Raw genomic sequence first — 19063 nt, 5'->3', positions numbered from 1 at the left:
TTTATTGCCCGGCTTATTTATAAACCAAATAATACATCAAAAACCACTTAACAAACTTAACTTATGAGATCAAAATCTAACTCTTACCTCCTTGGGCTATTCCTGGTCGCTATGGCGGCACTATCATCCTGTAAAAAGGATAACATGAACCAGTTTAAAACCGGTGGCGACGCTAACACCAACAACAGCAATAAAACAGTAGCTGTTAACAACGCAGTGCCGGTTGCTTCATTTAAAGTAGTTGGCTATCTCCCCAGCTGGCAGGGCGACGTAAATACGGTACAGTACAGCAAATTAACCCATGTTAACTATGCTTTCCTTACCCCCACCAATACCGGAGGGCTGAACCCGCTTGATAACCTTTCCAAATTCACTACCCTGGTATCAAACGCGCACAATAACAATGTTAAAGTAATTATATCTGTTGGCGGCGGTGGTGGTGGCGATGCCTTCCACCCTATTGTAGCTAATTCGGGCTACCGTACTGCTTTTGTTAATAACATGGTTAATTTTTGTAACCAGTACAATGTTGATGGGGTAGATATCGACTGGGAGTTCCCATCGGCAGGTACCGAAACCAATAATTTTTATTTACTGCTGCAGGAGTTATCAACAGCTATGCACAATAGTGGCAGGGTTTGTACCATTGCTTCCATTTCGGTCGGAGCAACCTATGTTACCAATAATATGTTCTCCATTCTGGATTGGATCAACATCATGGATTATGATGATAACAACTTCCAGCATTCAACTTATCAGTCGGCAGTTGATTGTTTAAGCTACTGGGCCGGACGCGGTTTACCTGTTGCCAAAACCATACTGGGTGTTCCATTCTATGCCAGGGATAACCGGTACGATTATTCGACCATGAACTATGTTGACGTGTTGGCTATTGGCGGCAGTCCTAATTCAGATACTTTCCAAACTTTTGGGTATAACGGTATCCCAACCATTAAAAGCAAAACCACGCTGGCGCTTAACCAGGCCGGCGGTATGATGATCTGGGACATGGGCGGCGATGCAACAGGGGCTAACTCCCTGCTTTCGGCCATTAACTCGGTTATCACAGGCGGCACTACCACACCACCAAATACACCGCCAATAGGCACTGTTATATCACTTAAAGGCTTTAACGGCAAATACGTAAGCGGCGAGAACGGTACCCAGGCCATGAACTGTAACCGCACAACCGCCGGTGATTGGGAGCACTTCACCGTACTTGATGCAGGCAATGGCAAAATTTATCTGCGCAGCATGGGCAAATATGTATCATCAGAAAACGGCACGCAAGCCATCACCTGTAACCGCACAACCCCAAGTGACTGGGAAAAATTTGACTGGATAGTTACCACCGACGGCAAGATCACCCTGCGCGGCAACAACGGAAAATTCATCTCCAGCGAAAACGGCACCCAGGCCATGACTTGTAACCGGGCCACAGCATCAGGTTGGGAAGCTTTTGGGTTGAATCAGTAGAAAAAAAAATATTATTAAAGCAGGGGGGACGAGCGGTTCCCTCCCTTGGGAGGGTGCAGGGAGGGGGTTCGATGACATGCTGTTATAGGCAAAGCGTATAACCCCTCCCTGCTATCGCTCTATCCCTACGCGCCCCTCCCAAGGGAGGGAATTTTAAGACTTATGCCTTAATCCATTTACCAATAAACCACCTTTATGAAAACAACTTTAAACTCCCGCCTGCTATGGTGCATAGCAGTAGTATTCTTCGCGCTTTCATCATGCCGTAAAGACAATTTTTCACCCAATCAGCCTAATAACCCGGTTGATAACAGTTCTCAAAAACCTGTAGCAGTTGATGCTGTACCCGGCTTTAAAGTGGTAGGCTATTTGCCAAGCTGGGCCGGTGCGGTAAGCTCCGTTCAGTTTTCAAAACTTACCCATGTTAATTATGCTTTTGTGGCGCCTACTCCGTCGGGCGGTATTGGCGCGGTAGATAATGTATCCAAGCTGCAAAGCCTGGTATCAACCGGCCATGCCAATGGTGTAAAAGTACTGGTATCATTTGGCGGCTGGAATAATGGCGACGACAGCGCATTTGAAACATTAGCTGCCAACGCAACATCCCGTACCAATTTTGTTAACAATCTTATCAACTTTGCCAATCAATACAACCTGGATGGCATCGATATCGACTGGGAATATCCTGATGACGGCGCTTCGGCTAACAACTATGCCGCCTTAATGTCACAGTTAAGCACAGCGCTTCACAACCAGGGTAAATTGTTAACCGCAGCAGTAATATCAAGTGATGGCTCAAGTGTATTGAACAGCGTATTTGGTTATGTCGACTTCCTTAACCTGATGGCTTATGATGGCGATGGCTCAAACCACTCACCATACTCACTGGCACAAACATCATTAAACTACTGGATCGGTCGCGGCTTGCCAAAGGCTAAAGCCATTTTGGGAGTTCCGTTTTATGGCAGGGAACCTTACACTTCTTATGCAGATATTCTTGCCGGAGGCGGCAGTCCTAATTCAGATACCTGGAATGGCATTGGTTACAACGGCATCCCAACTATTAAAAGCAAAACTACCCTGGCCATTAACCAGGGCGGCGGTATTATGATGTGGGAACTATCTCAGGATGTTACAGGTTCCAACTCATTGCTTTCGGCCATTAACTCTGTTATCAACGGCAGCACAACGCCGCCATCATCTCCGCCAATCGGTACCGTTATTTCGCTTAAAGGCTTCAACAACCTATACGTAAGTGGCGAAAATGGCACGCAAGCTATGAACTGCAACCGGGCAACAGCGGGCGATTGGGAACATTTCACTGTGCTTGATGCAGGCAGCGGCAAAATCTATCTGCGCAGCATGGGTAAATACGTATCATCAGAGAACGGCACCCAAGCCATCACCTGTAACCGGACCACACCTGGCGACTGGGAAAAATTTGACTGGATAGTTACCACCGACGGCAAAATAACACTGCGTGGCAACAACGGCAAATTCATTTCCAGCGAAAACGGTACGCAAGCCATGACCTGTAACCGGGCCACAGCATCGGGCTGGGAAGCTTTTGGTTTAAATCAATAAAACTATTAACTGCTTATACAAAAGGCCGGGCTATGATTTCAGTATCATAGCCCCGGCTGCTTTTCAAAGTATTGTATATCTTTTTATTGCTAATCCATGAAAATGTAATTTCGATGGAGCCCGGACGGACATGGGCGCTGGGGCGAATGAGAAATCTTGTACACCCGGACAAACGCAAATGCAGGGCGTAGAAGATTTCTCCTCACCCTTACCACACAAGTCCCCTACCTGTTCGTTCGAAATGACAACAGTAATTTGTTATTTTCATCAAAAATCACTTTACAAACCTCGGCAACAGGTTAGCGGCGGCACCCATCATTTTTATTTTATACCGATAACCTCCGCCAAAAGCATCTTCTTCTTTTAAAAACTCGTGGTTCTTTTTGCCGATCCAGTATGTTTCGGTAAAGTGACGGCCATTGTAATCGCTTTCGTTGTATAGCTTCCAGCAATCAACCCTGTTACCATCTAAAGTGGCAATTACCTCGCTGCCGGTTACTTTATAAACCACATAAAGCGGTGCCGGGATTCCGGCCTCATAAAAAGGTATGGCAAAACTTTTGCCTTCGGCCAGCGGTAACATCTCAAAGGTTTCAATGTCTAAATTCCAGTTAAGGTTAGGGAAAGTAAAATCAAGCTTAAAATTCTTTGCTTCATTATTGGCAACGGTATCGGCACTTGTGATCTTATCAGAGGCCCAGTTAAACGCTTTTGTTTTTTTGCCGATGGTTTCTGAATGATAGATCGGCTCAAAATTCGCTGCTTTATTGATGGAATATATCGATCGATACGATGAGCTATCGCTGCCATACCAGTGCTGGGTTACGGTAAATACCTTTTCACCGTTGCGGGTTTCGAGATTGATATCGCGCAGCCAAAGCCAGAATTTTAGGGCGCGGCTGTCTTTGGTATTTTGAAAATATACCAGGTATTGTCTTAACCCCGGTTTAAGCGTTGAAGTATTCAGGCGCTTGTCTTTTATGCGGATGGTATCAGTTTGGGCAAATACTTTGGGCGTATGTGATAACAGTAGTAAAAGGCTAAGGCTCACGGCTATGATTTTCTCGGCTAATTGTTCGGTTTTCATGATAATTTGATTGTTTGATAAGGACGCTTTCTGTTAATAATTCAAAGCTGCTTTTTATCAACCGCCGGGTAAAATCAATTAAACCACTGCCTCTTTCTTTTTAGCCCGATACTACATTTATTCAATAATGTACCCATAGCACGGTTTGTTGAACTATTACCTGCATTTATTGAATAAATAGCAGCGATGGTTTAAACCCGGCATTAACAAACAAAAAGCTTAGTAATTTTAAAAAATGCAACTATTTGAAGCCCGTCCAACAATTAAACAGCTCCAGGTTTTGGTATGGGTATCTGTGTGCCTGCTCCTCTTTTTTTCTTATTTGCCGATGGATGGGGCATCTCAATCGGCCATGTACGCCAGTGTAACTACCGCTTTTTATGCCATCATTATATATGGCAACATATCGGTTTTATATCCACTGTTTTATCAAACAGGCAAATATGTTTGGTATGTATTGCTGGTGATCCTATTTATAGCGGCAACTGGTGCACTGCGCGGATATATTACTTTATTACTCTACAACAGCTACTTTGCGAAAACGCCGGAGCCGGTCAACTTAAAAGCTATTACTAACTATATTGCGGGCGGGGTACTAATTTATATGCTGAGCCTGATATTCCGGATAGCGCTGGAATATTTTAAGCTGAAACAACAAACCGAAGAGATCATCATACAAAAAAGCCAGGCCGAGCTAAACCTGTTAAAATCGCAGGTACAGCCGCACTTTTTGTTCAATACACTCAATAATATTTATTACGAAGCTTATCGGGAAGCGCCCCGGACGGCGGCATTAATTGAAAAACTTTCGGATATCATGCGCTATTTTGTTGATGAAAGCCCGAAGGATGATGTAACCATTGGTACCGAGGTACAGTTCATCGAAAACTACATCGCATTAGAAAAGATCAGGATCAGGCATGAAGTAGTAGTATTTTTTGAAAAAAATTTTAATTCCGATCTCCGTATTCCGCCTATGTTGCTGATGACTTTTGTTGAGAATATTTTTAAGCATGGCATAGATAAATCAAGCGAGCAAAACCTTATTGGTATATCTTTGGTTCAGCAGGATGGCTACTTGTTTTTTAAAACCAACAATGCTATTCACACCGAAGCAGGAAGCAAGCGAACTGCCGGCTTTGGTATTGCCAATTTAACCAAAAGGCTAACCATGCTGTACGGCGCAGATTTTGATTTGAAAATTGATAACAGCAATAATACCTTTTCGGCATTTTTAAAGATCCCGGTAGCATGAACTTAAGCTGTATCATAATTGATGACGAACCCAACGCGGTAAACCTGCTCGAAATACTGGTGCAGCAAAGTACCCAATGGCAGCTTAAAGCCAAGTGCTATAACGCGCTGGAGGCATTGGCTTTTTTGAAAAACCACAAGGTCGATTTTATCTTTCTGGATATCAACATGCCGCAGTTAACCGGTATGGAGCTGGCCGGTCTGCTGCCCCCGCAAACCAAAATCGTGTTCACAACCGCCTATTCGGAATACGCTGCTGAGAGCTACACCTATCAAACCATCGATTACCTGCTCAAGCCCATTACACTGAAACGTTTTTTAGCAGCTATGCAAAAGATTGAAGCTTATTTTGGGAAGGCTGCACAGGTAGTACCTAAAACCCAAGCCGTTGATGAAGGCTACTTCTTCGTAAAATCGGGCAAAGTATTACGCAGGATCCTGCTGGATGAGATTTTATATTTTGAAGGCGAAAAGGAATATGTACGCCTCGTTACCGGGAGAGAACAACTGCTTATTTACCGCAGGCTTAAGGATATTGAAGAACAGCTTTCGGCCCCATTTGTACGTGTACATAACTCCTATATTGTAAACACCAGGCAACTGGTAAAAATTCAGGACAATCACATTTATATCGCCGATAAACATATCCCGGTGAGCGAAAAATTTAAGGATGGCTTTATGGCGATCATTAATAAAAGGATATTTTGAGCATAGGAACTGGTACATGAGTAAAATTTATCAGTTCATGAATTGGTTTGAACCAACATTTTATCCAGTTTTTGAAAGGTCGACTTCCAACCTAACTCATAATCATGGGCTGATTCGCGCCCGACATGAGCATGTTGAAATTTCATTTGAGTGGATTCGCCATCAGGCCTCAGCAATACCGTAACAAATGATTCAACTCCGGGTTCACTTTTCCAGTTCCATGTGAAAGTTAGTTTATTCGGTTCGTCAACTTCTGCATAAACACCATAGCAGGTATGTACCGTTCCGTCACCGTTTTTAAAAGTAACCTCAAAAGTACCACCTGGTTGTACATTAAGCCTGGCTTTAATCCCTGTGCCCTGAGGATCGGAGCCAAACCATTTCAGAATAAGGCTGGAATCTGTCCAGGCTTTCCAAACTCCGGCTATAGTTGCATTAATGTGGTATGCTATGTTTATGGTATCCGTTGCTTCCATTAGGTAATCTTAAATATTGTAAATGAGTCATATATATATTTTAACCTAAAATATGCTCCGGATGTTGTGTTACCTATGAATTGAAATTTAAACTATAACATTTGACTCGTCCGAAAAAACCATACACTAAAAAAGGGGGTTAACACTTTTTGGGCCTAAAAAATACTTAACTATCTTATTATAAATAGTTTAAATAAAAATTAGTGCTAAATTATGTTAACCCTGTTAACCCCTATTTTGTTAATAAAGTTAATTAAATGGAAACTATGTATCGCTTGAGTATCTGAATAAGTAAAAAAAAGCTGTATCACGGTTTATGATACAGCCTCTTTGCTATAAAAAATTACATAATGCTTATCTCTTTACGATACTGTTATCTCCCCCCTCAAATCCGTTTCCAGCCATTCTTTAACCTGCAATGGGTCATCGCTTTGGCCCAGCAGGTACATCATTTTGGTTACCGCAGACTCGAAAGTCATATCATAACCGTTAGCCACTCCTACATCCTTCAGGTGTTTGCTGGTTTCATAACGCCCCAGTTCAACGGTACCAACCTTACATTGCGAGATATCAAGAATTACTTTGCCACTATCGATGGCGTTTTTCAACAGATCGATAAACCAGCTATCGGTGGTAGTATTGCCGGCGCCAAAAGTTTCCATTACTATGCCCCGCACATCAGCGCTTAAAATATTTTCAACCACTTTAGGGCTTATACCAGGATAGAGTTTCAATACGCCCACATCACTTACCAGGTTGTTGTGCACAATGAGGGAGCTTTCATCTTCGGGCAACCTGATATCGTTTACGCTAAAACGTAAATGCACTCCCGATTCCGCCAGTATTGGATAGTTTGGTGAGCGGAAAGCCTCAAACTTTGATGAATTGTACTTAAAAGCCCTGTTACCGCGGAAAAGTTTATAATCAAAATAGATACAAACTTCAGGCACACGGGCGCGATCATTCTTTTTGGCTTTGGCTATCTCAATAGCCGTCATCAGGTTTTCCTTCGCATCCGTACGGATAGCGCTGATAGGCAATTGTGAGCCTGTGAAAATGATTGGCTTGCCTAAGTTCTCTAACATAAAACTTAATGCCGATGCAGTGTAAGCCATGGTATCTGATCCATGCAAAATTACAAAGCCATCGTTGTCATGATAGTTAGACTGGATAAGTCCGGCAAGCTCGCTCCAGATCTCAGGGTTCATGTTCGACGAATCAATGATCTCATCAAATGAATGTACTTTGATACGGCAGTTAAGCTTTTCAAGCTCAGGCACATTATCCATTATTTGCTCAAAGTTGATAGGCTTGAGCACCTTTGTAACCGGATCACTCATCATACCTATTGTCCCTCCGGTATAGATGATTAAAATTTGGCTCATTAATTAAGTTTATGCTGTGGTAAAATATTAAACAATTTAAATTCCGAATACAAGCCTGGAATTTTCGGTAGTGACCCCGGCCACTTTTTCAATGCTTGTGTGGTGAAGCTCGGCTACCTTCTCGGCAATATACACCAGGTACGAACTTTCATTAGGTTTACCCCTGAACGGAACGGGCGTAAGGTACGGAGAATCTGTTTCTAAAACTATATGCTTTAAGTCAATTTCCGGTATTACTTTATCGAGTCCTGAGTTTTTATAGGTCACTACGCCCCCTATCCCAAGATAAAAATTAAGGTCGATCACCTGTTGCGCCTGCTCAACTGTACCGCCAAAGCAATGAAAAATACCGCGCAGTTTTTCATCGGCCTCCTGTTTCAGCACTTCGTATACCTCGTCAAAAGCATCACGGCAGTGAATCACTATCGGCAGGTCAAGGCTTTTAGCCCAGTTGATCTGCTTTACAAAGGCATCTACCTGCTCCTTCAAGTGGGTTTTATCCCAATACAGGTCAATACCGATCTCGCCTATGGCATAAATTTTATTTTGCTGATGGGCATCCATAATCGCTGCAAGCTCGGCCTCCCAATTTTCCTTTACATCGCAGGGATGCAAACCCAGCATCGGGTAACAATATTGAGGATAATCGTTTACCAGGCCATAAACCAATGGCACAGAAGCGGCATCAACATTGGGCAAAAATAAACGGGTGATGTTATTATCGATACAACGCTGCATTAACGCTGCGCGCTTTTCAGGAATGGTTTCGTAATATAGATGGGTATGCGTGTCGGTTAAAACCATGCTGCAAAAATAAACCTTGAATACTTAATAACGAATTTATAACTGCAAAGTATAAACCCGCTTAATTAAAAATTGCCTCCTGTAAACAAAAAACCTCCTGCTTTTGGGGCAGAAGGTTGATTATGATACATTTCCAATTAATTGGTCTTTTTGGCAGGTTTCACTTTTACCAGTTCCATGTCAAACGCCAGCGTACTGTTTGGCGGGATAGCCCCCGAACCTCTTTCGCCATAAGCAAGGCCCGACGGAATGATGAAGGTAGCTTTTGAGCCTTCGTTCATCAACAGTAAGGCTTCTTCCCATCCAGGTATCACACGGCCTTCGCCAACAACAACACTGATAGGCTCATAAGGACGGCCAGGCTGATCTAAACCTGCAGCTTTGGCGTTAGCTTCAATGCTGCTGTCAAATACCTTTCCGTTAAGTAATTTGCCTGTGTAATTTACCAGTACGGTATCGCCATTTACCGGTTTGTATTTATCGGTAGGCGCTGTAATAACATACTGAAGACCAGAGCTTGTGCTGGTAGTTTTAAGTCCGTGAGAGGTTATGTATTCATTGGCAGCCGCAATTTCGGCTTGCTTTTGTTTCTCCATCGCAGCATTTCTTTCGGCCATAGCTTCATTTATCGACTGGATTTTTTCCATTTTTATCACGAAACTTAGGAAACTGCCTTTAGGGAAAAACGGCGGACGGGCCTCTTCATGGCCTTTAAATATTGAATCGGCAGGAATTTTCACCAATGCGCTGTCTTTGGCTGCAAGTAATGGAAAAACATCCATCATATCGCCCAAACCGCGCGATGGCTGAATTTGCGCTTGTGCAGGGTGCCCGGCAGTGTAGCTGCTAAATAACACGGAGTCCTTACCTGTTTTTTGAATAAAGTTAAAGGTGATCACGTCGCTAATCTTAGCCTTTGGACCAGGGTTAGCAGTGTAGATTTTATAAAATGAACCTTTGCTTGTTTTAAGCATTCCGGTCACTTCGGCGGGAGTGACGCTCTTTTTCACAACAGCAGGCTTTTTTACAACTCCGCTTTTAGCTGCAACCGTACGCTTTTTCACGCCACCTGTTTGTGCATTAGCGTTTAAAGCCGAAATGGTTAGTAAAGGAGCTATAAAATATAAGATGTATTTTTTCATAAGCTATAAATAAAAAAGCCTTCCCTGTTTTGGGCAGGAAAGGCTTTGTAAAATAGTATAATTATTTCGTGGTCGGAGCTGCCGTTGGCGTTGGCATTTGCATTTGCGGCATAACCGGTTTTGGTGCATTTGGATTTGGGTGGACGATATTTACCAACTCAACCTCAAATACAAGCGGTGTGTATGGCTGCATTTGCGGGCTGCCCTGATCTCCATAACCTAATGATGAAGGAACAACCAACACCGCTTTGGTACCTTTGTTAAACAGTTGGAAAGCTTCATCCCAACCTTTAATCACTTTACCTTCACCTACCGGGATACGGATAGGCTGATAAGGGTTCATCGGGTTGATCTGCATTTTTTCTTTCACAGCAACTTCTTTAATACTTGTTTCCAAAACTTTGCCGCTAACAAGCCTTAAAGTATAGTTGATTACTGCAGTATCACCAACCGCTACATTTGCACCGCTGCCCGGAGTAGTAACAGCATAGTTTAAGCCTGAAGCTGTTTTTACAAATTTCAGGTCTTTATGACCATCTAAATAACCCTGGATTTTAGCAGGCTCTTTACCTTTAAGCGCATCGGTTTGACCTTTCATGTATTGAGTAACACGATCGCGGAAAGCTTGCTCATTAAGAGCGCCTTTTTGAATAACCTTTTCAATTTTAATTGTATAAACCAGGTATTTGCCTTTAAAGCCCGGCGGGCGTTGCTGGCCACCTTTAAATACCGAATCGGCAGCTATTTTGAATGTAGCACTATCGCCTTCACCCAGTAAGCTTAAACCAGAAACAATATCGCCTTTAGTTTGAGGTTTAGGCATCAGCGTTGGTATAGGCTGGCCATTATCATATGAGTTATTGATAATTGAATCTTTATCCGTTTTAAGGATCATGTTCAGTGTCAAAAAGTCACCTTCCTTAACTTTAGGATTGCCTTTTGAAGTGTGGATATTATAAAGCAAGCCGCCTTCGCCCTGCTTAAACCCACCGTTGCAACTTGCAAATCCTATAGCCGCAAGTGACAGAAACATCAGTTTTTTTTTCATCATTACTTTTTTACTGTATTAATAGCTTTTTATATTCGGGTAAAATTTGTTTAAATTGAGTTATAACCTCTTCAAGGCTATGTTCAGAATGGCCGCCGGCGGCATTACGGTGACCTCCCCCATTAAAGTATTTTTTGCAAATCTCGTTAGCCGGAAACTCTCCTTTTGACCGTAACGAAAGTTTTACCCTGTCGCTACGTTCAACTATAAAGGCTGCCAAACGGATGCTTGCCATTGATAATGCATAATTCACTACGCCTTCTGTATCGCCGGTTTCAACGTCAAACCGTTCCAGATCTTGTTTGCTAACGGCAATAATAGCGGTATTAAATTCGGGCAGTACTTCCAGGCAATTAGCCAGGCAATGCCCCAAAAAGCGGAGCCTGTTTTCAGACGCACTATTATACACCAATTCGTGAATACGCCAGTTCACCGCACCTGCATCAATCAGGTCGGCTACAATGCGGTGCACTGCCGATGTAGTGTTTGGAAGCCTGAACGAAGCAGAGTCGGTCATGATACCTGTATAAAGACAGGTTGCCACGTCCTTGTTTACAAGCTCTTTATGGTGAAGTTCATTTACAATAAAATCATATACCAGTTGCGCGGTGGCGCAGGCATTGATATCCCAGTGCCTGTAATCGTCAAAATCGGCCGGCTCCAGGTGATGATCGATCATGATCTTATAGGCACTGCTTGCACCTACAAGTTCGCCCATATCATTGATACGGCTTAGGGCATTAAAGTCAAGACAAAATATAAGATTGGCGTCGGCTATCAGCGCGGCAGCTTCTTCGCGGTGCTCAGTATAAATAATAACATTCTCATTACCGGGCAGCCAGCTTAAAAAGTCAGGATAATCTGTAGGGGCAATAACCCTGGCATGATGGCCCTGCTGTATTAAATAATTATATAAGCCCAATGACGAACCCATAGCATCACCATCAGGTTTATGATGGGTAGTGATCACTATTTTTTGAGGTTTCGTTAAAAGGTCAGTAAGCGAAGCTAAATCTAACATCAATTCTTAAAAAAAGAGTTGCAAAGCTAAATAAATAAATGAAATACAAACCATCTAATTTAATTCAAAAAGCTTTATCTTACAGTTACAAAAGCCTATTTTTGCCGCAAATTTTAAATATCCGCGCAAGTGTGGATTAAAACTAACCGAACAAAGGCAAATAGTTTATTAATAACCCAAAAAAGTAATAATTATTTCAATGAAAACTAACAGAACATTTACCATGATCAAGCCTGATGCTGTTGCTGACGGCCATATCGGTGCAATTTTAGACATTATAACCAAAAACGGCTTTAAAATTGTAGCGCTTAAATACACTAAACTATCTGCCGAAAAAGCCGGACAGTTTTACGAAGTACATAAAGAGCGCCCTTTCTATAATGGGTTAGTTGAATTTATGTCATCAGGCCCTATCGTAGCGGCGATCCTTGAAAAAGACAACGCTATTACTGAGTTCCGCACTTTAATTGGAGCTACTAACCCGGCTGATGCTGCCGAAGGCACTATCCGTAACCTTTATGCAAGGTCAATTGGCGAAAATGCTGTTCACGGTTCAGACTCTGATGAGAATGCCGATATTGAAGGAAACTTCTTTTTCTCGGCTTTTGAAAGGTTTTAATTAGCCTTATTTCGGGCGTAATCAAGCAATCAGCGGGTTGCGCCCGAAATGTTTACGTTTTTCTTGCAAGTATGGTTACATTTTTTTTAACTTTACATCCGCACCTGAACTGTATTACATATTTAGAAAAACCGATAACCCTGAGCACCATGAAACCGCTATTCAAATACATATTTTACGTACTAATATTGGTATTATTGGTTATTGGCTCTATTATGCTTTACAGAACTCATCCTGAAGCACAACTTGCTTTCACTATCCCGGGCTTGTTCATCCTTGCCTATTCAAAGCTTACCGACGATCTTAAATTAAAGCACCACAGTTTGCGCATGCTTAGAGGAAGATAATTTCTTCAACCAGCACACTTTTGGCTTCGTTATTTATTTTTTCAATTATCTGGCTGCGCATCAGCATCAGTTCATTTTTTATTACTGATGATTCTATCCGCAGAAATAATTTCTTGTCGCGTACAAATAACTCTTTAGTGCGGTTAGCTACCGATTTGCCTACCAGGTTTGGCCATGCTGTAATAACGCCGGTTTCATCAAAACGCCTTTTGATCTTATACACATTAAGCATTTGCTCAATAGCTTCTTTAAGTGTTTTGTCGTTAGTTTTACGCATCAATCGTTCCTCCCTTTACTTTAAATAGCTTAACAGGCACTCCTATTTTATTAAAAACGTTTTCAACACGCTCAACGCCGGTATCAGTGATAAAAACCTGGCCAAAATCGTTGTTAGATACCATTTGCATTAATTTGGTAACCCGTCCATCATCGAGCTTATCAAAAATATCATCAAGCAAAAGCAATGGCTTAAACCCTTTTTGCTGGTACAAGAAAGTATACTGAGCAAGCTTAAGCGCAATTAAAAATGATTTTTGCTGCCCCTGCGATCCAAATTTCTTCATTGCCATGCCGTGAATATTAAATTGCAGCTCGTCTTTATGAATACCGGCGGTGGTACGTTGCAATACCTTATCGCGGTCAATACTTTTGCTTAATAAGTTATTAAAATCATCATTAAGCAGTTGAGACTCGTATACCAGCTCAACGCGCTCAGCGTTATCACTTAAAAAATCATAATGCCTGTTAAATACCGGCACAAAAGTCTCCATAAAAGCACGCCGCCTTTCAAAAATACGATTTCCCGAAGCTGTCAGCTGCTCATCAATCACTTCAAACAGCCCCGCATCATAACGGCCGGTATCAGCAACCTGCTTTAAAAGCGCATTGCGGTTAGTGAGGATCTTATTATAAACAATCAGCTCATCTAAGTAATGATTATCTGTTTGCGATATCACATTATCAATAAACTTACGGCGTTCTTCGCTTCCTTCGGTTATAATACCGGTATCGTTTGGCGATATCATCACCAGCGGCAGTAATCCAATATGATCGGCCAGGCGCTGATAATCCTTTTTATTACGTTTAAATTGTTTTTTCTGATTGCGCTTTACCGAACAGGCTACAGCCTCGGGCTGGTCATTTTTATTAAAAACCCCTGTAATGATAAAAAAATCGGCGTCCTGCTTAATCTGCTGGCTGTCTATCGGGTTAAAATAGCTTTTGCATAACGACAGATAATGAATGGCATCAAGCAAGTTAGTTTTACCTGCACCGTTATTACCCGTAAAAGCATTAACCCCCTCGCTGAAAACCAGTTCGGCCTCATCGTAATTTTTAAAGTTAATAACTGACAGTTGCTGAAGGTGCATGGGATGGCAAATTTACGGTTTTATTTGGTTGTTCATGGTTCATGGTTGATAGTTCATGGCTATTATCATCATTTATAGACCAAATTATATCTCCCTAAATAGCCTAAAAACTACAAGCCTAAGGCTATGAACCATGAACTATCAACTATGAACTATCCCTCTTTAAAGATTTAATACAAAAGGTATTGCCAGTAAATTTGAAAACCGTATTTTTGCAAACTTAATTTTAGAACAACAATGTCAAAAACCCAGGCGAACACCAAAATTGCAGCACCAGAAAACAATTTTGGTCAGAGTGGCAAATTTGTACGCGAGAACCAGAAAAGCTTACTGTTTATTGTAGGGGCTATTATTGCCCTTATTGCAATCTATTTCATTTACATTAAATTATACTTAGGTCCACGTGAAGTAACTGCTGCTAACCAAATGTATAAAGCTCAGGATTTTTGGCAGCAAAAAAACTGGGATAAAGCTATTAAAGGTGATGCCGGTTTCCCTGGTTTTGAAAAGATCATCAGTGATTACAGCAATACCAAAGCTGCTAACCTTGCTTATTTTTATTTAGGTACAGCTTATTTAAACAAAGGCGATTACCGTAAAGCTATTGACAACCTTACCAACTACCGCGGAGACGACAACATGGTTGCAGCTGAAGCTTTTGGCAGCACCGGCGACGCTTATGTTGAACTGAAAGATTACGAAAAAGCAGAAACCTATTTCAGCAAAGCTGCTGATAAAGCAAAAAATAAATTTTTATCTCCGCTTTACCTTAAAAAGTTAGGTTTAACTTACGAAGCTCAGAAAAACAACAAAGATGCGGCTGAAGCATACAAGAGAATAAAAACTGAATATCCAGAAAGCGCAGAGGCTCAAAATATCGACGAATATATAGCCCGCGCCGAAGCAAAACAATAATTTTAATATCGGATTTCGGATGTTCGATTTCGGATTTATGAAGTAGTGATATTACAACTTACATAATTCAGAGATCGAACATTTTTTATTTATGGCCTTTTATTTACATATGCGCCATAAACTAAATCCGAAATCGAACATTCGAAATAAAAAATATCTGAAATCGAAATTCCCAAATCCGAAATCAAAATGGCTACCCATCTTAAAAACCTTTCAGACTTTTCAAATACCGAAATACCATCAGCAGCACCATACCGTTTTGGCATAGTTGTGGCCGAATGGAATGCCGAAATTACCAATGCCCTTTACCAGGGCGCATATCAAAGCCTGGTAAGTAATGGAGCACTGGCCGAAAACATTTTTTCATACCAGGTACCGGGCAGCTTTGAGCTTACCTCGGGGGCCGACCTGTTATTACAAAAAGGTGGTCTTGATGCGGTTATCTGTCTGGGCTGTGTAATCCAGGGTGAAACAAGGCATTTTGATTTTATTTGCGACGCGGTGGCGCACGGCGTAAGCAATGTATCTATAAAATATTCAAAACCTGTTATATTTGGTGTATTAACTACCGACAATCAGCAACAGGCCATTGACAGGGCTGGCGGCAAACATGGCAACAAAGGCGATGAAGCAGCTATCACCGCCATTAAAATGGCCGCCCTTGCTGAAACATTAAACAGTTAAAACCCGTTAAAGCAGTTAATTTAGCTCAATATGAAAAAATTAGTTTACATAGCACTTATAGCCGCTGCGGTTGCAACAGTGTCATCCTGCTCAAATAAATTATGCCCGGCTTACGGTTCATATCCTAAAACAGGTCGTTAACAGATAATTGTCATTTTTAAACCTGCTTAAACACACTACGCAGTTTTTGTGTTATAATTACGTTATAGCATTTTAACTATTAATAATATGAACTGGATTTCGTTGGAGACGGCCGATCAGCTAATGGCGATCAAACAACAGGAAGGCTATAGCCTTATATTTAAACATAGTACGCGTTGCTCCATCAGCATGATGGCAAAAAGACGTTTTGAACTCGACTGGGATAATCTTCCCGAAAATATGCCCCTTTACTTTTTAGACCTGATCAAATATCGCGACCTGTCAAACCAGGTAGCGCAATTATTCCAGGTACACCATGAATCGCCACAATTATTACTTATTAAAGATGGCGAATGCATCCTTGATCAATCGCACAGCGGCATCTCGATTGACGAAACTTTAGAGGTATTGAATTAGATTTTGTTCATGGATCATAGTTCATGGTTCATGGGTTCATAAAGTATTTTTAATATTAGTACGTTACAGCAAATGATCATTTTGCAGTCATTTGCTGCTACTATGAACTATGAACCATTCCCCATCAACTAAATATTTAACTACATTTGTACCATGATAGAATTGCCGGTAGTTCCTGCTGTTAGCCAGCCCGTACGTAAGCCCGATTGGCTTAGGGTTAAGCTTCCTACAGGAAAAGAATATGCTCATGTTCGCAGCCTGGTTGATACCCATAAGCTGCACACTATATGTGAAAGTGGTAATTGTCCCAATATGGGCGAGTGCTGGGGAGCCGGTACAGCCACTTTCATGATCCTTGGTAACATTTGTACCCGTTCGTGTTCGTTTTGTGCTGTTGCAACCGGCAGGCCTTTAGCCGTTGATGTTGATGAGCCAAACCGCGTAGCAACCTCGGTACAATTAATGCAGGTAAAACATTGTGTTATTACCTCGGTTGACCGCGACGATTTAAAAGATGGAGGTTCCATTATTTGGGCTGAGACCATCAATGCTATCCGCCGCCAAAGCCCTGATACTACTTTAGAAACCCTGCTGCCTGATTTTAAAGGCAACTGGGATAACCTTGCCCGCGTTTTAGAAACCAGGCCCGAGGTGGTATCGCACAACCTTGAAACCGTAAGGCGACTTACCAAAGAGGTACGCATCCAGGCGAAATATGACCGTAGCCTTGAAGCACTGAAACATATTTCAGAAGCAGGCTTACGTACAAAATCAGGCATTATGCTCGGTTTAGGTGAAACTGAAGATGATGTACTGGAAGCAATGGACGATTTGCTAGCTGCCGGTGTTCACATCCTTACGTTAGGGCAGTACTTACAACCTACACGTAACCATCACCCGGTGATAGACTGGATCCATCCCGACCAGTTTGCCCGTTACAAACAATTTGGACTTGATAAGGGTTTTAGATATGTGGAAAGCGGCCCGTTGGTACGCTCATCCTATCATGCAGAAAAACATCTGTTTGAAATGTGATAATTCCTTTATATCTTTCACCAAGTTGAGTAAAAAACGAAAAATATCGATGTCGGAAGATGAACTGGTGCTGTCATTACAGCACCGGGAAAAAATCGCCGTCGAAGCGTTATACGATATGTATTCGGCCTCGTTATTCGGGGTAATATCACGCATTATAAATGACACCGCTATAGCCGAAGATGTTTTACAGGAAACTTTTGTAAAAATCTGGCATTCCTTTTCAAGCTACAGTACTGAAAAAGGCCGTTTATTTACCTGGATGGTTAATATCGCGCGCAACCTCGCGATAGATAAGATCAGATCAAAAGATTTTAAAAACCAAAACAAAAACCAGGAGATTGAAAATAACGTAACTTTCATTGACGAGCAAAGAAACACAGTTTACAAGCCTGAGTTAACGGGGGTTAAAGATTTAGTGCAAAAACTAAAACCCGAGCAAAAGCAGATCATTGATCTGGTGTATTTTAAAGGCTATACCCATGTGGAAGCTGCCGAAGAATTGGGCATTCCGTTGGGCACCATTAAAACCAGGTTACGGATGGCTATCCAGGAACTCAGAAAACATTTTAATTGAAAGTGGAAGATTTAAAAGCATATATAGAATCAGGGATACTGGAACTTTACGTTTTGGGGGATGTAACCTCTGCCGAAAAGTTACAGGTTGAAGAGATGGCTTCAAAACATCCGGCTATTAAAGCTGAACTGGATGAAATTGAGCGCTCGATAGAACTGTATGCTGAAGAAAACGCCATTGAACCACCCGAACATCTCCGCGGCCGGATATTAGGCAGCTTACTTACCAACTTTGGCGACGACAATAACTTTCCTACACAAACGCACGTAGAACGTGAAAACGTTGTTGTTATGCAGCCGGAAAAAGAAACCAATTTTTACAAGTATGCATTTGCCGCCTGTCTTGCTTTATTAATAGCAAGCGCCGTGGCTTTGTATAATCTTTATAACCGTCTTAACGATACAAACACGCAGCTAAATGCCATGCAGGTGCAAAACCAGCATTTCAGCACTACAGTTAGCGCAAAAGATAGCGAGCTGAACCTGTTAAGAGACACCTCGTTTAAGTTGATCCACCTGAAAGGTACTGCTAAATCGCCTGAATCAATAATGACAGTGGCCTTCAGCCCATCTAAACAAAAAGTGGTTATTGACATGGAAAGCCTTAAACTCCCTGCAAATGACAAAACCCATCAGTACCAGCTTTGGGCATTGGTAGGCGGCAAACCGGTTGACCTGGGTGTATTTGATTCAACAGCAGATTCAAGTGGATTTAAGAACATGAAAGCAATAGCCTCTGCCGACGCCTTTGCAGTAACTCTTGAACCAAGAGGCGGCAGTGCAAGCCCAACATTATCAGAAATGGTAGTGCTTGGCAAATACTAAAGCACTTAAAAGGCCAAAAAAAGTGCCCCCAATAAAAAAGCTTACATTTTTTTCAGATTTATTCCGAAAATGATGTAAGCTTTTTGTTTTTTATGCGTTAGGTACTTATATTTCGTGTAAACCTAATGTACACTGAATAAATAATTTAA

21 protein-coding genes are annotated in these 19063 nt (G+C 41.8%); 12 read left to right on the top strand and 9 right to left on the bottom strand.

Annotation, left to right across the window (positions count from 1 at the left end; translation table 11 throughout):
- Window positions 1-63 precede the first annotated feature (63 nt).
- Both ACEN9X_RS13950 and ACEN9X_RS13945 read left to right on the top strand, forming a co-directional pair.
- The gene (locus tag ACEN9X_RS13950; RefSeq protein ID WP_413670940.1) at window positions 64-1476 is read left to right on the top strand and encodes a glycosyl hydrolase family 18 protein; all 1413 of its coding nucleotides are present in this window, start codon (window positions 64-66) and stop codon (window positions 1474-1476) included.
- Window positions 1477-1671: 195 nt separating this feature from the next.
- Entirely contained in the window at window positions 1672-3060 is a 1389-nt protein-coding gene (locus ACEN9X_RS13945; RefSeq protein WP_413670939.1) for a glycosyl hydrolase family 18 protein, read from the top strand.
- 274 nt (window positions 3061-3334) lie between these two features.
- On the opposite strand, the gene ACEN9X_RS13940 is transcribed toward ACEN9X_RS13945, so the two are convergent.
- Entirely contained in the window at window positions 3335-4147 is an 813-nt protein-coding gene (locus ACEN9X_RS13940) for a hypothetical protein (protein WP_413670938.1), read from the bottom strand.
- Between the two features lie 235 nt (window positions 4148-4382).
- On the opposite strand from ACEN9X_RS13940, the gene ACEN9X_RS13935 reads away from it, so the two are divergent.
- Window positions 4383-5402, top strand: coding sequence for a sensor histidine kinase (locus ACEN9X_RS13935; RefSeq protein WP_413670937.1), 1020 nt, complete (start codon window positions 4383-4385; stop codon window positions 5400-5402).
- Entirely contained in the window at window positions 5399-6109 is a 711-nt protein-coding gene (locus ACEN9X_RS13930; protein WP_413670936.1) for a LytR/AlgR family response regulator transcription factor, read from the top strand. Before ACEN9X_RS13935 ends, ACEN9X_RS13930 begins: the two co-directional genes overlap by 4 nt.
- 35 nt (window positions 6110-6144) lie before the next feature.
- On the opposite strand, the gene ACEN9X_RS13925 is transcribed toward ACEN9X_RS13930, so the two are convergent.
- From ACEN9X_RS13925 to ACEN9X_RS13900, 6 genes are all read right to left on the bottom strand, one after another.
- Window positions 6145-6585, bottom strand: a complete 441-nt coding sequence (locus ACEN9X_RS13925; protein ID WP_413670935.1) for an SRPBCC family protein — start codon at window positions 6583-6585, stop codon at window positions 6145-6147.
- Window positions 6586-6947: 362 nt separating this feature from the next.
- Entirely contained in the window at window positions 6948-7970 is a 1023-nt protein-coding gene (locus ACEN9X_RS13920; protein WP_413670934.1) for an asparaginase, read from the bottom strand.
- Between the two features lie 36 nt (window positions 7971-8006).
- On the bottom strand, window positions 8007-8774 hold the full coding sequence (locus ACEN9X_RS13915) for a TatD family hydrolase (RefSeq protein ID WP_413670933.1): 768 nt from the start codon (window positions 8772-8774) through the stop codon (window positions 8007-8009).
- A 137-nt stretch (window positions 8775-8911) separates the two neighbouring features.
- Window positions 8912-9916 carry an FKBP-type peptidyl-prolyl cis-trans isomerase gene (locus tag ACEN9X_RS13910; protein ID WP_413670932.1) on the bottom strand — a complete coding sequence of 335 codons (1005 nt, stop codon included), beginning with the start codon at window positions 9914-9916 and terminating at the stop codon, window positions 8912-8914.
- A gap of 61 nt (window positions 9917-9977) precedes the next feature.
- Window positions 9978-10967, bottom strand: coding sequence for an FKBP-type peptidyl-prolyl cis-trans isomerase (locus ACEN9X_RS13905; RefSeq protein WP_413670931.1), 990 nt, complete (start codon window positions 10965-10967; stop codon window positions 9978-9980).
- A 7-nt stretch (window positions 10968-10974) separates the two neighbouring features.
- A complete protein-coding gene (locus ACEN9X_RS13900; protein WP_413670930.1) occupies window positions 10975-11985 on the bottom strand; it encodes a DHH family phosphoesterase in 1011 nt (336 codons plus the stop codon).
- 199 nt (window positions 11986-12184) lie between these two features.
- Between ACEN9X_RS13900 and ACEN9X_RS13895 the strand changes: the two genes are divergently transcribed.
- The gene (locus ACEN9X_RS13895; RefSeq protein WP_110586614.1) at window positions 12185-12604 is read left to right on the top strand and encodes a nucleoside-diphosphate kinase; all 420 of its coding nucleotides are present in this window, start codon (window positions 12185-12187) and stop codon (window positions 12602-12604) included.
- 149 nt (window positions 12605-12753) lie between these two features.
- Window positions 12754-12951 carry a hypothetical protein gene (locus tag ACEN9X_RS13890; protein WP_413670929.1) on the top strand — a complete coding sequence of 66 codons (198 nt, stop codon included), beginning with the start codon at window positions 12754-12756 and terminating at the stop codon, window positions 12949-12951.
- On the opposite strand, the gene ACEN9X_RS13885 is transcribed toward ACEN9X_RS13890, so the two are convergent.
- A complete protein-coding gene (locus ACEN9X_RS13885; protein ID WP_377025040.1) occupies window positions 12938-13228 on the bottom strand; it encodes a DUF721 domain-containing protein in 291 nt (96 codons plus the stop codon). The genes ACEN9X_RS13890 and ACEN9X_RS13885 overlap by 14 nt on opposite strands.
- Window positions 13221-14321 carry a DNA replication/repair protein RecF gene (gene recF / locus ACEN9X_RS13880; RefSeq protein ID WP_413670928.1) on the bottom strand — a complete coding sequence of 367 codons (1101 nt, stop codon included), beginning with the start codon at window positions 14319-14321 and terminating at the stop codon, window positions 13221-13223. Before recF ends, ACEN9X_RS13885 begins: the two co-directional genes overlap by 8 nt.
- Before the next feature lie 237 nt (window positions 14322-14558).
- On the opposite strand from recF, the gene ACEN9X_RS13875 reads away from it, so the two are divergent.
- From ACEN9X_RS13875 to ACEN9X_RS13850, 6 genes are all read left to right on the top strand, one after another.
- The gene (locus ACEN9X_RS13875) at window positions 14559-15236 is read left to right on the top strand and encodes a tetratricopeptide repeat protein (RefSeq protein WP_413670927.1); all 678 of its coding nucleotides are present in this window, start codon (window positions 14559-14561) and stop codon (window positions 15234-15236) included.
- Window positions 15237-15425: 189 nt separating this feature from the next.
- Complete coding sequence (gene ribH / locus ACEN9X_RS13870) at window positions 15426-15920, top strand: 6,7-dimethyl-8-ribityllumazine synthase (protein WP_413670926.1); 495 nt, start codon at window positions 15426-15428, stop codon at window positions 15918-15920.
- Between the two features lie 228 nt (window positions 15921-16148).
- On the top strand, window positions 16149-16478 hold the full coding sequence (gene ytxJ / locus ACEN9X_RS13865; RefSeq protein WP_413670925.1) for a bacillithiol system redox-active protein YtxJ: 330 nt from the start codon (window positions 16149-16151) through the stop codon (window positions 16476-16478).
- Between the two features lie 153 nt (window positions 16479-16631).
- Entirely contained in the window at window positions 16632-17513 is an 882-nt protein-coding gene (gene lipA, locus ACEN9X_RS13860) for a lipoyl synthase (protein WP_091220137.1), read from the top strand.
- A gap of 49 nt (window positions 17514-17562) precedes the next feature.
- On the top strand, window positions 17563-18090 hold the full coding sequence (locus ACEN9X_RS13855; protein ID WP_413670924.1) for an RNA polymerase sigma factor: 528 nt from the start codon (window positions 17563-17565) through the stop codon (window positions 18088-18090).
- 2 nt (window positions 18091-18092) lie between these two features.
- Window positions 18093-18914 carry an anti-sigma factor domain-containing protein gene (locus ACEN9X_RS13850; RefSeq protein ID WP_413670923.1) on the top strand — a complete coding sequence of 274 codons (822 nt, stop codon included), beginning with the start codon at window positions 18093-18095 and terminating at the stop codon, window positions 18912-18914.
- Window positions 18915-19063: the final 149 nt, after the last annotated feature.

It is taken from the genome of Mucilaginibacter sp. Mucisp86, assembly GCF_047324315.1.
Taxonomy (GTDB): domain Bacteria; phylum Bacteroidota; class Bacteroidia; order Sphingobacteriales; family Sphingobacteriaceae; genus Mucilaginibacter.
The sequence above is the reverse complement of the archived record's forward strand: the minus strand, read 5'-3'. Positions and strand labels throughout refer to the sequence as shown.